A 12,940-nucleotide genomic window follows, 5' to 3' on the forward strand; every position below is an offset into this window, starting at 1 on the left:
CTCTCTCAAGACCCGACCGCGCAAGAACAACGCCGACCACGCTTCCCTTCCTTCAAAACATAAATTGTCAAAGAACCTAACCACTTAACTGGTTAGCCGTCCGAAAGAACGAGGCCGCTTATCCGGTACATCGCACCGGCTGTCAAGCCGCATTTTCCAGAATTTTCGGGAAGCAACTCCCCGACGCCGGCGACGTTGCCGCCGTCGTTGAGCCAGCTTATAGGGGGCGACAGACCCAACCGTCAATCGCAAATTTTGAAAAAAGTCGCGCCGCGCAAAAATTTCTCCGCCCGGTCTGTGGATAAGACACTAACGGCAGCCTGAGTAACGAATTGAAATAAAATAGAAAAATCTTAGGCTGACTTATCAACACTCTGAGCAAAAGAAAATGTGCGGCGCTGCACGGTCCCCGGGGGCCTGGCAAAGATACGGAGGTCTTGTGCCTCGCCCCCTTGTCAGAAGCGGACAGAACGAGGTGTCCGGCATCCGGAATGGCAACGTATCAGGCTGTTTCGAACGCAACAGCGGTGGCAAGGCCGCCAACGGCCGCAATCGCGGCCAGCCCCCGTGTCCCTCCCCGCATCGCGGTCAGCTCCCGGACAAGGCGGACGGCCAGGATCGCGCCCGACGCCCCGATCGGATGCCCCCGCGCCAGCGCTCCGCCGCCGGCATTCACCGCCGCGCTGGCAAAGCCGAAGCCGGACAGGCAGGCCAGCGCCTGAACGGCAAAGGCTTCCATCAGTTCGACACGTCCCAAAGACGCAGCGGTCCAGCCGAGACGCTGAAGCAGGTCCGCCATCGCCCGACGCGGCACCCTTGCCGGATCAGCCGGATCACCGCCGCACATCGACGCGCCGCAATACCGGGCGAGGACCGGCCAGCCGCGCGATCGTGCCAGTTCCTCTGCGGCCAGCACCAGCATTGCTGCTGCATCGGCTTCGACAGCAATCGTTGCAGCAGTCAGACCGTGCAGCGGATCTCCGGCCAGAACAGGGGCGCGATCCAAAAGCGCGGGCCGCAAGGATCGGGTGAAGGCATCCCGTTCCAGCCCTGCCAGAGGAACCAGTTCCCTCGTCAAGCGTCCGTCAGACTGGGCTTGCAGCGCCCTCCCATGGCTGGCGCTGGCATACTGGTCCTGCGCTGCCCGGGTCCAGCCCTCGGCAGCGGCCAGACGCGCGGCGGCCTCGAGCGGATCCGGATCCCGCTCCGGATCGGCAACGAAGGCCGGGCGATCATAGGAAACGGCAGGCGCTCCCGGCCGCAAGGGACGGTGCTGACGGATCGGCGCCCGGCTGAAACTCTCGATGCCGCCGGCAAGGATCACATTGGCCTCCCCGGCTGCGATGCTCCGGGCGGCCAGCACCAGCGCATCAAGACCGCTGCAGCACTGCCGGTCCAGGGTGAGGCCGCTGACCCTGTCGTCAAGCCCGGCCGCAAGGGCGACAAGGCGCGCGGGATTGCCGCCAGCCCCCAGTGCATTGCCGAGAATGACTTCGGTGACCTCAGCGGCGGCAGGACCGGCGTCCTGGAGCACTGCCTTGAGGACCGGAACGCCGAGACCGGCGAGATCGAGCCGGGACAGGGCCCCACCGCGCGGGGCCACCGGCGAGCGCCGCGCCGCCACAATGACGACGGACCGGTTCATGCGCGACGCCCGTCAGAGGTTGGACTGGACTGGCGGTTTGCCTCCAGGCCAGTGCCCACGTCAGTGTCCGGGCCAGTGTCCGGGCCAACCTCACAGCCAGAACTCCGGGCCGCCTCGCGGGCCAGAACCAGCGCCTCGAGCTGAGGCAGGTCGATCTTGCCGCCCGAGGTCAAGGGAAAAGCCTCTAAGAGATGGAACCGGCGCGGGCATCTGGAGCGGCCGAGCGCGGCAAGGCAGAGCCGGCGCAGATATCCCGGATCCGGGGCGCGCTCCTCCTCGAACAGGATCGCCGCCACGGGAACCCGGCCGCGCAGCCGGTCGGGTACGCCGAAAACAGCGGCCAGGGCGACACCGCCCGCTTCCCGCAGCACCTGCTCGGCCTCTTCGGGAAACAGATTGAGCCCGGCGCTGACAAACATGCGCTTGTCGCGCCCCGCCAGATAGAGATTGCCGTCGGCATCGCGCCAGCCCCGGTCACCGATTGTGAGAAACTCGCCGTCCCAGCGCACTTCCGTGCCGCCACCACAAATGTACCCGGAAAACAGCAGCGGACTGCGCACGAAGATTGTCCCCGTCGCGGTGCGGCCCAAGTTGTCGAGGACCGCCGTGCCGCAGTCACGGCCAGCCTCATCGCGCAGGGAAATCTCGACACCGGGAAAAGGCTTGCCGACGGAGCCGATGGGGGCGGGCTGCGGATCTGCAGACAGGGTCAGGAAACTCATTTCCGAGGCGCCGTAGAACTCGGCAAGGCGGGTGTGTGGCAGCGCGGCGCGCAAGCTGGCTTTCTCGCCGGCGCCCCAGGCCGCTCCACTGACCAGGCAGAGCCGGAGACCGGGCAGTGCCAGTCCGAGCCGCGTGATCTCGCGCTGCATCAGCACAAGTTGGGTTGGCGTCGCGTAAAGAACCGTGATGTCGGACTGCGCAAGGCTGCGTGCCAGCCGCCCGGGCAGAAAGCTCTCGGCCAGGGTCACGCGCGCGCCGCAATGCAGTGCCTCGACGGCGCCGTAAAGATGCAGCGAATGGGCAAGACTGCCGGGCACCAGCACGTGATCCTCCGCACCGATGGCGAAGATCTGGCGGCTGAGGGCAAAGCTGTCAGTCCAGGACCGGTGGCTCCGGGCATAGCCCTTGGGCTCACCGGTCGAACCGGAGGTAAAGCCGGCATAAAAGAGATGATCGCGGGACGGCTGGGGCCAGTCAGTCCCGGGCACAGGCCCCCTCCGCAGTTCCGACAGCCGGGCGGCATCCAGGTACACTGCAGGCGCTGTGGCCGCACGGATGGCCGCCTTGCGCGGTGCGGGCCAGGCCGGGTCCAGCACCAGCGCCACTGCCCCGGCGCGGACAACCGCGAGAAAGGAGACAAGCAGGTCCAGCGGATCGGCAAGGTCCAGCGCAACACGGGGCTGGCGCGTCAGGGCATCGCGGCCATCGAATGGCAAGACGGCGCCAGACAAGGCCTCAGATACGACAAGGGCGCCCGCCAGCGTGCTGGCAAGCGCCCGGATTTCGGCGTCAAGCGCCAAGTAAGTCAGTTGCCGCGCGCCACAGGACAGCGCGACGGCGTCGGGGCGGGCTGCCGCATGTCCGGCAAGCGCAGCCCCGACGAAGCTCATCCGCGCGAGACCAGGGCACTCGGGAAACCGCGCGAGACCGTTTCCGCGACAACAGCGGTGATCGCTACCTTGATCAGGTCACCGGGGATGTAGACGGCGCTGCCAAGCAGGGCCTTGTCAAGCGACAGGCTTGCCATCAGGGCAACACCCGGCACGCCGAAGAGATAGACGACACCGATGCCACCAACGGCTGCGGCGGCAGCGGCGGCGGGCAGAACAGCCAGCTTGCGGCTGCGCTGCATGATCAGGCCGGCAACAAAGGCGCCGACCGGAAAGCCGATCAGGAAGCCGACCGAGGGACCGGCAAAAACGGCAAGCCCGCCCCGGCCACCGGACAGAAGCGGCGCGCCCAGCGCCACCAGGAACAGGAAGAGGCAGACGGCAAGGGCGCCGCGCACAGGCCCGAGCATGACGCCGGCCAGCATGACGCCGAGCGACTGGGCGGTGATTGGCACGCCGCCGAGGAAAGGAATGGCAAAGGGCGGCAGAAGCCCCAGCACCGCGATCAGCGCGGCGTAGAAGGCGATCTGCACAAGGTTGTGGTCCCGTGAATCGGACATCAGTTTCTCCATGTCAGCCGCCAGTCTCGCGAGAACCGAGGCCTGGACGGCAGGGCCACTGGCAACAGGCGCGTGGCTGGACCCGCTCCTCATACCGGCAGTCCGGGGATCAGGCAAATCGGCAAAGCAGCGGAGGGGCGCCTAATGCTTCAGGACCAGCGGCGTGGCGGACGCGCCGGTGCACAGCGGCCAAGGCCATCGGCACCGCCGCGGGCAATCAGCGCTTCGGCGACATGATCGGACAGTTTCAGCGCTTGCAAGGCCAGCGGCGCAATCAGGCGCCAACTGGACGGGCGCCCGGTGCGCGCGCGCCAGGCCTCGGACAAGGCGGCATAGACCGCCAGCAGAACCGGGACGAAACGCAGCACCAATGTCACCGCCAGAGCCGGCCGGCGGGGGGATATGCCGACAAGGGCAAGAGGCCGGAACATCGGCGCAACTGCAGCCATCATGTCGTCCATCCGCGTTGTCAGCGTCACGAGATTGGCGAGCAGCACCATGGTGAGAAGCCGCAAGACAACGGTGACACCTTCCATGGCCGAGCCGGTGACCCCATGCAGAAGCAGCAGGATCACAAGGATTGGCACCAGCGGACGAACAAGCTGCACCTGGCGCAGGCCCTCGCGCCCAAGCAAGGCATAGAGAACGAGGGCAAGGACAAGCACGCCGGCCAGCACCAGCGGCTGGGCCACCGGCATCAGCACCGCACTGACGAGGGCAAGCAGCACCAGCTTCGCCCCGGCCGGCAGCCGGTGCAGAAAACTCTTGCCGGGAAGATAGAGCGAGAGCATCGCCGCACCTCCGCTCAGATGGAATCGGCAACGGCGGCAGCGCGCCGGTCAATGTCGTCCACATAGGCCGGCAGCACGGTGCCCGGCTCCCCGTCCATGCGCAGCAGACCGTCCTCGATCCACAGCACCCGGTCGAACCCCTGAATGAGCTGCAGATCGTGGCTGACCATGACCAGCTTTTGCGGCAGGGCGACGAGACGGCGCATCAGCTGCCGCGTGGCCAGGCCATCAAGGCTGGCGAAGGGCTCGTCCAGGACGACGAGATCCGGCCGCATGACCAGAACCGACAGGATGCAGACCAGTTGCTTCTGACCTTCGGAAAGATCATGAAACGGCCGCTCGGCCAGCGCCGCGCAACCGTGCTGGGCGAGGAATTTCAGGGCCCCCGCCCGCGCCGCCACCCGATCCTCGCCGAGCTGGGTGAGACCGAAGCCAACCTCCTCCGCCACGGTTGGAAAGATCGCCTGGTGGTCCGGGTTCTGGAAAACAAAGCCGACATGGCGCGGCAGGTCTGCCCGAACAAGCCGCGTGTCAGCGCCATAAACTTGGACTTCACCGCTGTCTGGCAGCAGCAGGCCGTTGAGCAGGCGCACAAAACTGGATTTGCCCGAACCATTGAGACCGATGACGGCAACCCGCCGCTCGCTGAGCGTCAGGGACAGGCCGGAGAGAACCGTCTTGCCGGATCGCAGCAGCGTGACATTGGAAAAGACGGCGTAGTCCGCCCGGCGCGGATCGCAGGCAACTGTCGTCTCCCCATGCGCGTTTCTTGACCAGAATGCCATGTCCTGTCCGTATCCTTACCTTAGCCGCCCGCTTATTGCCGCCCTGTCCGGGCATGTCAAAGGCCGGCCTCCGGTCATGCCGGGCCAAGGTCTCAGATCTGGACCGGCAGGCTTTCCTTGCCGCCCCGCGTTGCGGCGTAATAGGCCCAGAACAGACGCGCTGCAACGCCGCGCCAGGGCGACCAGGCGGCGGCGATCGCATCCAGTGTTTTCGGATCGGGCCGCGCCTCCAGGCCGAATGCATCCCGGACCGCATTTTGCAACGCGACATCACCACTTGGAAAGATATCCGGATGGCCGGCACAGAAGAGCAGGAAAATGTCCGAGGTCCAGCGCCCGATGCCTTTGATGGCACAGAGCTGCGCTTCCGCGTCGGCGGCCGGCACGGTGGCAAGATGGCCGAGGTCGAGGCCCGCGGCGACAGCATCGGCCATCGCCCGCATCGTGCGGATCTTCGGCCGGGACAGACCGGCCCCGGCGAAATCCTCGTCGGTGAACCGGCTGAGGCTCTCTGCCTCAAGCGGCGAGACAAGGGCCTCGAGCCGGGCAAAAATCGCCCGGGCACTCGCAACAGACACCTGCTGCGAGACGACAATTCCGACCAGAGCGGCAAAATTCGCCTCGCGCCGGCGCAGCGGCACATCTCCGGCAATGGCCAAGACCTCGGCCAGGCGAGCGTCAAGCTCCGGTAACGCGGCAAGCCCGGTGGCAATGTCGTCCAGCGATTCGATTGGCTGCATTCGTCGCTCCTGTCAGATGCAGCGCAGCTTCCGCTATCTGAGCAAAGGGAGCAATGGTGACAGCCGGCCTGCAGCACACGCCGACAAATCTGCAGCAGGGCTTGCAAAGCGCTGGCGGACAGAAACAATGCCGGCATGATTGAGACCTTCCGCTTTGCCCCCTCGCCCAACGGCCATCTGCACCTTGGCCACGCGCTGTCGGCCTTGCTCAATCTCGACATGGCCCGGGCCGTGAATGGCCGCGTGCTGCTGCGCATCGAGGACATCGATACGGTTCGCTGCACGCCGGATCTCGTATCCGCGATGCTGGAGGACCTCGACTGGATCGGATTCGATGCTGACCCGCCGCACCGGCGGCAATCGGAGCATTTTGCCGACTACGCGGACGCCTTGCGGCGGCTGGACGCGATGGGACTGATCTACAAGGCCTTTCTCACCCGGACTGAAATCCGCCATGTGGTGGCGCAACGAGAGGCAGCAGGCCGACCATGGCCGCGCGATCCGGACGGGGCGCCGATCTACCCGGGGGATGCGTCACTGCTGTCGGAAAAAGACGTCGCAGCCCGTCTGGCGCAAGAAGAGCCTTATGCCCTGCGGCTTGACATGGCCCGGGCGCTGCAGATGGCGGGGACATTGCTTGACTGGCAGGAAACCGGCGCAGGACCGGCTGGCGAGAGCGGCCGGGTTACCGCCGATGCCTCGGCCTGGGGCGATGTCATCCTGGCGCGCAAGGACACGCCGACGTCCTATCACCTGTCCGTCGTCGTGGACGACGCGCGGCAAGGCATCAGCCACGTGGTGCGGGGACATGACCTGTTTCACGCCACCTCGGTGCACCGCCTGCTGCAACATCTGCTGGACCTGCCCGCCCCGATCTACCACCACCACCGACTGATCACCGGACCAGATGGGCGCAAACTGTCGAAATCGGCGGGCGATACGGGATTGCGTGATTTGCGGGACGCCGGATGGACGCCGGCAGACATCCGGGCCCGGATCGGGCTCTGACGCGACGCTTGCAACCTGGCTCAGCCGGCGATTGCACCGACCAGCCCCATCGCGTCCAGCACCATGACCCACAAGCCGCAGGTGAGAACGGCTGCGGCCGTCGTCAGGGTGATCGAATTGGCCGACATCGCATGGCCGGTGCCATAGCGGTTGGCAAAGATGAAAGCGTTGACACCCGTCGGGCAGGCTGCCGTCAGGGTCATCACCGCGACCCAGAGGGGGGGCAGCTGGAAAACATAAAGCCCGAGCCCCAGAACCACAGCCGGCATCAACGCGACCTTGATCAGGCTCAGCAGCACGCCGGGCAAGAGATTGCCGCGAATGCCGTAGAGCACCATGCTCATGCCGAGTGACAGCAGCGCGATCGGCAGCGACGTGGCCGAAATCCGGGTGAGGACATCCTCGAAAATGCCGCTCAGCGGCAGGCCGGACAGCCGCCAGAGCACGGAACAGAGGATGGCAATCACGATCGGGTTCTGCGCCAGGCTGATGACGATGGATCTGACAACGGCCAAGGGAGAACGCGCCTCGGCCATACCATCGAGGGCAGCCGCCCGCTCCATCAGGATCGCGGTGACAATCGTCATGACCGGCAGATGCACGGAAATAAGCAGGATCAGTGGCACGAGGCCATCCTTGCCGAAGACGGCTGAAACCAGCGGAATTCCAACCATCACTGTATTGGCAAAGCCGGCCGAGATTCCACCAATGACCCCCGCCCGGGCTTCGCGGGCAAACAGCCGGCGGATCACCAGGGTGCCGGTGGTCCAGGCAACGGCGACACCACCGAAATAGGTCAGCCACATCGCCCACGGCGACGCATCGCCAATTGAAACAACCGCAAGCGTCTTGAAGATCAGGACCGGGATCGCGATGACATAGACAAACTGGCCCAGCGCCTCGCCGACGACGGCAGACAGAATTCCCGTTCGGGCCGTGGCATAGCCGATCCCCACCAGCAAAAACACGGGCAGGACGATGGTGAAAACCTGTGCAAACATCGGCACCCTGCGCCTGACAGAACTTGTGAGGATTTTTCGCCACACAGCCGGGCAGCGTGGACCAGACGAGCCGCCCGTGCGACACTTAAGTGGTGTGCAACGCACCGCAAAACCTTAGTCACGCCCTTTGAGCCGGTCAACCGGACAGGTCAGGGCATCCAGACCGGATCAACCACCGCATGACTGACGAGGGCAGCGACACGGATGCGGCCGACCGTAGTGCCGAGGCTGAACTGGCACTCGTTGCCCATGACTTGCGCACGCCGCTGAATGCCATGCGCCTGACGGCGGAACTCATCGCACAAGGGCCGCTGCAACCGCAGCAGCAGGAACGGCTCGGCATCCTGCTCGATGCCATCGATGCGCTGAGCGCCATGACAGGCGATCTGATCCAGCGTGGACGCCCGAGGCAAGGCAACGGCCCCCAGAGGCCAAACGAAGATGCGCGATTGATCCTGCAAAGCGTGCATGACCTCTTCGCCGCTGTTGCCGAGCGCAAGCGCCTCGACCTCATTGTCACACTGACTGAGCAACCTTTGCTGCTGACACAGCAGGTGGCCATCGCCTTCCGCCGCATTGTGACGATGCTCCTCGACAATGCCCTGAAGTACACCCAGCGCGGCAGCATCCGGCTTGACTTGGCTCCCGCTGGCGAACCCGGGCAATTGCTGCTTGTTGTCACAGATACGGGGCCGGGCATCGATGTGCTGGAACGCTCCAGGCTGTTCCGGCCGTTCACCCGGGGCACGGCCGGACGCGCGGGCGGCAGTGGGTCGGGGCTCGGACTTTGGGGGGCACGGGCGCTGGTTGAACAGACCGGCGGGCACCTCGACCTGACCACCGCACCAGGCGGTGGCTGCCGCTTTGCCATCGAGTTGCCTCTGGCAGTTCGCACGAGCGAAGGAGCGACCGCGTCGCGCGAAGCCAATGTCGAGGCGCATGTTCTGATCGTTGACGACAACGACACCAACCGGCGACTTCTCTCCGCCTTGCTGGAATCCTTTGCCATGACCAGCGACCAGGCCGGCAGCGGCGCTGCGGCCGTCGCGATGGCCGCACGGACCCCCTATGACGCGGTGCTGATGGACCTGCACATGCCGGGCATGACCGGAATGGAGGCGGCCGAAGCCCTGCGGCATGGACCGGATGGTGCGAGACTGCCGCTGATCGCCGTGACTGCGGCCCTCGAGGCAGTTGGCGACCGGCGTCTGCGGCAAGCCGGATTCCAGGAAGTTCTGGCCAAGCCGTTGTCCCCCTCGCATCTGTATCAGGCGCTTGAACTTGCCCGCCAACGGCGCAAGCTGCGCCTGGCCGAACTGAGCGTCGAGGCCTGAAAAAACAGTCAGGTGACGATCCGCAGTGCCCATTCGACGGCATCTTCCAGCCGGTCGTTGCCCCAATAGAGTTCACCGTCTTCGGTGACGAAACTCGGCGCCCCGAAAATGCCGAGAGTTTCGGCTTCGGCAACAGCGGCTCGAAGGCCGATCTTGACCTCGATGCTGTCGGCCGCCGCCATCACCGCCCGGGCATCCGCGCCAAGGTCCAGCAGCAGAGCGGCGATCAGGGCCGGATCGGAAATGTCGCGGCCTTCGCCGAATTCAGCCATGAATACAGCGCGAATGAACGCACCAGCCCAGTCCGCCTTGCGATTGGCATGGGCAATCCGCGCGGCAATCAGGCCATTCTGCGGGAACGGGTCTGGCTGGACGAGCGGCAGGCCGGCTTCTTCGGTCATTCGATCCATCTCGCGCCACATGTAGCGGCCCTTGGCTGGAAAAAGGTTGAACGGCGAGGTCGACCAACCCTGGCGGCTGAAGATGGGGCCCAGCAGGAAGGGCCGCCACGCGAGATCAAGACCGCGGTCCCTTGCCACCGTTTCGATGCGCATGGCGGTCAAGTAACTGTAGGTGGAGCCGAAATCGAACCAGAAGGAGAGTTTGGGCCGTTGCGCAGTCATGCTTGCTCTCCCACATGCGGGGCGGAAAGGACGGTCTCGCCGTCGCTGAAGAATTCAGATATTGAAGCCAGATGTCAGACAGGATCCGGATGTACCGCGAAAACGTTGGACGCGGAATGGCCCGCTTCGGTGGATGGGTCACCCGCCATCCCTTTCGTGCGACCCTTCTCTACATCGCGCTTGTGTCAGGCATATTCCTTGCTTTTCCGGGACTTGACCTGGCTGCAAGCGGCGTTTTCCATGATCCCGCGCTCGGCTTTTTCGCGCAAGGCGAACCTATCCTGCGCAAGCTCCGCTACCTTGGACCGCATATTGTCCAGATAATCGCGATTGTCAGCATCGGTGTCCTCTTGCTGAAGCTGCTCCTGCCGGGACGGGCACCGGTCATGCCCTTGAGAACACCGGTGTTTCTGCTGACAACGCTGATCCTGGGGCCAGGGCTGGTGGTCAATGCGCTGCTGAAGAACACCTGGGGCCGACCACGCCCGGTGATGGTGGAGCAGTTCGGCGGCGACATGCCCTATATCCCGGTCTGGCTGCCGAGCAACTGGTGCGACACCAACTGTTCCTTCGTCTCTGGCGAAGGGTCGGCGAGTGTCTGGCTGCTGACATTGGTGTTCATTGCACCGAAGGCCTGGCGCCCCGTGATCGTGGCCGCACTCGTGCCCTTGATCCTGGCCCTGTCCGCCAACAGGGTCGCGTTCGGAGGGCATTTTCTCTCCGACACGCTGCTGTCCTGGGGCGTGACTTTCCTTGTTATTCTGAGCGTTTATCACATCCTCTACCGTCGCCCCGGCCGCTGGTTGACCGACGAGGGACTTGACGAGGCGCTGACAAAGGCCGGACGTGCGCTGCAGCGCGCCGTTGCCGCCGTCACCACAACGGCATCGATCCGGGCCCGGTCCTTCCTGACAAAGTTCCGTTGAACCGGCCAGCCGTCAGACGCGAATTCCGATCTCTTCGGCCACCCGACGCGCACCGTCCTCCACCATCCGGAACACCGTCTCGAAGCCGGTCGGACCGCCATAATAAGGATCCGGCACGTCGCAGGGCGGGGCATCGAGGAACAGGCGCACCGTTGCTGTCGACTGGGCCGGCGCCATCCGGTTGAGATCCGACAAATTGCTGCCATCCATCGCCAAGATCAGGTCAAAGCGGGAGAAATCCGCGCCAATAACCTGCCGCGCCTTCTGGCCCGAAATATCGATGCCATGGCGGGCTGCAACCGCGATCGAACGGGGGTCCGGCGCCTCGCCCTGATGCCAGGCTCCGGTGCCAGCCGAATCGACCAGCAACGGTTCCCCGCCGGTGTGATGGCGGGTGAGATGACGAAACACGCCTTCAGCGAGCGGCGAGCGGCATATGTTGCCAAGGCAGACGAAGAGGACGGCAGGCATGGGCAGGTCCCGGCTGGCAGCTGAAGCGGTCGGTCCTTATATTCAGCGGCAACGGCGGCCGATGGCAAGCCGCGATCCGGGCAAAGGAGGCAAGGCATGGCGGAGCGACTGACTGCGGAGGCGCGTGAGCGGGAACTGGCGAAGCTGCCGCACTGGACTTTGGTCGATGGCCGGGAGGCCATCCACCGGCGCCTGGTGTTCGCCGACTTCTCGACGGCGTTCGCGTTCATGACGAAAGTGGCGCTGATGGCGGAAAAGATGGACCATCACCCCGAGTGGTCGAATGTTTACCGCACAGTCGACGTCACCCTGTCCACGCATGATGCAGGCGGGCTGACCGAGCTGGATGTGAAACTCGCTCGCAAGATCGACAAGGCCGCAGCCGGAACTGCAGCGGCCTGACCGTCAGGGGCGGTTGCCTTTCTCGATCGTGAACCGGATGATGTCGCCCTGGCGGTCCTGGGCAATCAGGCGATGACCATCCTCGTTGCACATGTGCGGAACATCGAGAACGGACATCGGATCGCTCGCTTCGACAACAAGCCGCGCGCCAGCCTCCAGGCGCATAAGAGCCTGTCGTGTACGCAGAACCGGAAGCGGGCACTTGAGGCCCTTCAGATCAAGACTGTGGCTGGACGTCATGCGTCCGTTCTGGGGGAGCCGCCCTGCCCCGTCAAGCATCCAGCAGAGAAGGAAACAGGCATGAGCGTGAATTCTATCGACCTCGACCCCTTGAGTGTTCTGGAGTTCTGGTGGCAGGCGGGGCCGAGCAAATGGTTTGCCCGCGATGATGCCTTCGACCATCAGATCCGCGACCGGTTTCTTTCGCACATGGATGCGGCCAAGGCGGGCGATCTCGACACATGGCTCGACACGCCACATGGCGCCCTGGCGCTGATCATTCTGACGGACCAGTTCCCCCGCAACGTCTACCGCAACGATCCGCGCGCCTTTGCAGCAGACCCCAAGGCCTGCGACGTCGCCGATATCGCATTGTCCCGCAGCTTTGACCTCGCCTTTCCCAAGTCGGTCCGTGTGTTTTTCTATCTTCCCTATGAACACGCCGAAGACATCGACCTGCAGGAAAAAGCCGTCGACCTATGCCGGCGCACCGGCGAGCAGACCTATTATCACTATGCCCTGCTGCACATGGATGTGATCCGCAGGTTCGGCCGTTTCCCCCATCGCAACACGGTGCTTGGCCGGGAAACCACAGCGGCAGAAGCGGCCTATCTGGCCGATGGCGGCTTTTCAGCCTGACATCAGCGGCGCGCCCAAAACTTGGGCACGCCCAAAGATGATTCAGGAAGTGATCACAAAATAGGCATTTTTAGTTCTCTGCCTGCAAAACAGGCAGTTTGCCTGCAGTATTCTTTTGCAACGCAGCACAATCCTGCCGCGACTGCCTGGATTGTCCCTCCAGACCCCGCAGAAAGCCTCGAC

Annotated in this window: 14 protein-coding genes and 1 pseudogene; 5 read left to right on the forward strand and 10 right to left on the reverse strand. The window is 64.5% G+C overall.

Going from position 1 to position 12,940, the window contains the following annotated elements; translation table 11 throughout:
• Positions 1-502 precede the first annotated feature (502 nt).
• The 6 genes from ACTIFE_RS18610 to ACTIFE_RS18635 all read right to left on the reverse strand — a co-directional run bounded on the left by ACTIFE_RS18610 (position 503) and on the right by ACTIFE_RS18635 (position 6,134).
• The gene (locus ACTIFE_RS18610) at positions 503-1,645 is read right to left on the reverse strand and encodes a thiolase family protein (RefSeq protein ID WP_439530638.1); all 1,143 of its coding nucleotides are present in this window, start codon (positions 1,643-1,645) and stop codon (positions 503-505) included.
• Complete coding sequence (locus ACTIFE_RS18615) at positions 1,642-3,258, reverse strand: AMP-binding protein (RefSeq protein WP_439530639.1); 1,617 nt, start codon at positions 3,256-3,258, stop codon at positions 1,642-1,644. Before ACTIFE_RS18615 ends, ACTIFE_RS18610 begins: the two co-directional genes overlap by 4 nt.
• Positions 3,255-3,818 (reverse strand): biotin transporter BioY, encoded by a 564-nt coding sequence (locus ACTIFE_RS18620; protein WP_439530640.1) that lies wholly within the window; start codon positions 3,816-3,818, stop codon positions 3,255-3,257. The genes ACTIFE_RS18615 and ACTIFE_RS18620 overlap by 4 nt, the downstream gene beginning before the upstream one ends.
• A gap of 149 nt (positions 3,819-3,967) precedes the next feature.
• Positions 3,968-4,609: an energy-coupling factor transporter transmembrane component T family protein gene (locus ACTIFE_RS18625; protein ID WP_439530641.1), complete on the reverse strand. Its 642-nt coding sequence runs from the start codon at positions 4,607-4,609 to the stop codon at positions 3,968-3,970.
• 14 nt (positions 4,610-4,623) lie between these two features.
• Complete coding sequence (locus tag ACTIFE_RS18630; protein ID WP_439530642.1) at positions 4,624-5,394, reverse strand: energy-coupling factor ABC transporter ATP-binding protein; 771 nt, start codon at positions 5,392-5,394, stop codon at positions 4,624-4,626.
• Positions 5,395-5,486: 92 nt separating this feature from the next.
• Entirely contained in the window at positions 5,487-6,134 is a 648-nt protein-coding gene (locus ACTIFE_RS18635) for a DNA-3-methyladenine glycosylase family protein (protein WP_439530643.1), read from the reverse strand.
• Positions 6,135-6,269: 135 nt separating this feature from the next.
• Here ACTIFE_RS18635 and gluQRS point away from each other — a divergent pair, with 135 nt between their 5' ends.
• On the forward strand, positions 6,270-7,142 hold the full coding sequence (gene gluQRS / locus ACTIFE_RS18640) for a tRNA glutamyl-Q(34) synthetase GluQRS (protein ID WP_439530644.1): 873 nt from the start codon (positions 6,270-6,272) through the stop codon (positions 7,140-7,142).
• Between the two features lie 20 nt (positions 7,143-7,162).
• Here gluQRS and ACTIFE_RS18645 read toward each other — a convergent pair whose 3' ends face one another.
• On the reverse strand, positions 7,163-8,143 hold the full coding sequence (locus tag ACTIFE_RS18645; protein WP_439530645.1) for an AEC family transporter: 981 nt from the start codon (positions 8,141-8,143) through the stop codon (positions 7,163-7,165).
• A gap of 179 nt (positions 8,144-8,322) precedes the next feature.
• Here ACTIFE_RS18645 and ACTIFE_RS18650 point away from each other — a divergent pair, with 179 nt between their 5' ends.
• Positions 8,323-9,477 carry a hybrid sensor histidine kinase/response regulator gene (locus ACTIFE_RS18650; protein ID WP_439530646.1) on the forward strand — a complete coding sequence of 385 codons (1,155 nt, stop codon included), beginning with the start codon at positions 8,323-8,325 and terminating at the stop codon, positions 9,475-9,477.
• 8 nt (positions 9,478-9,485) lie between these two features.
• On the opposite strand, the gene ACTIFE_RS18655 is transcribed toward ACTIFE_RS18650, so the two are convergent.
• On the reverse strand, positions 9,486-10,100 hold the full coding sequence (locus tag ACTIFE_RS18655; RefSeq protein ID WP_439530647.1) for a 2-hydroxychromene-2-carboxylate isomerase: 615 nt from the start codon (positions 10,098-10,100) through the stop codon (positions 9,486-9,488).
• A 116-nt stretch (positions 10,101-10,216) separates the two neighbouring features.
• Between ACTIFE_RS18655 and ACTIFE_RS18660 the strand changes: the two genes are divergently transcribed.
• On the forward strand, positions 10,217-11,026 hold the full coding sequence (locus tag ACTIFE_RS18660) for a phosphatase PAP2 family protein (RefSeq protein WP_439530648.1): 810 nt from the start codon (positions 10,217-10,219) through the stop codon (positions 11,024-11,026).
• A gap of 12 nt (positions 11,027-11,038) precedes the next feature.
• Here the strand turns inward: ACTIFE_RS18660 and ACTIFE_RS18665 are convergent, their stop codons facing one another.
• Positions 11,039-11,497 carry a low molecular weight protein-tyrosine-phosphatase gene (locus ACTIFE_RS18665; protein ID WP_439530649.1) on the reverse strand — a complete coding sequence of 153 codons (459 nt, stop codon included), beginning with the start codon at positions 11,495-11,497 and terminating at the stop codon, positions 11,039-11,041.
• A 93-nt stretch (positions 11,498-11,590) separates the two neighbouring features.
• Between ACTIFE_RS18665 and ACTIFE_RS18670 the strand changes: the two are divergent.
• Positions 11,591-11,899: pseudogene (locus tag ACTIFE_RS18670) on the forward strand (4a-hydroxytetrahydrobiopterin dehydratase); the annotation flags it as partial.
• Between the two features lie 3 nt (positions 11,900-11,902).
• On the opposite strand, the gene ACTIFE_RS18675 reads toward ACTIFE_RS18670, so the two are convergent.
• The gene (locus tag ACTIFE_RS18675; protein ID WP_439530650.1) at positions 11,903-12,139 is read right to left on the reverse strand and encodes a sulfurtransferase TusA family protein; all 237 of its coding nucleotides are present in this window, start codon (positions 12,137-12,139) and stop codon (positions 11,903-11,905) included.
• Between the two features lie 60 nt (positions 12,140-12,199).
• Between ACTIFE_RS18675 and ACTIFE_RS18680 the strand changes: the two genes are divergently transcribed.
• Positions 12,200-12,757 carry a DUF924 family protein gene (locus ACTIFE_RS18680; protein ID WP_439530651.1) on the forward strand — a complete coding sequence of 186 codons (558 nt, stop codon included), beginning with the start codon at positions 12,200-12,202 and terminating at the stop codon, positions 12,755-12,757.
• Positions 12,758-12,940: the final 183 nt, after the last annotated feature.

It is taken from the genome of Pannonibacter sp., assembly GCF_051860505.1.
Taxonomy (GTDB): Bacteria; Pseudomonadota; Alphaproteobacteria; order Rhizobiales; family Stappiaceae; genus Pannonibacter.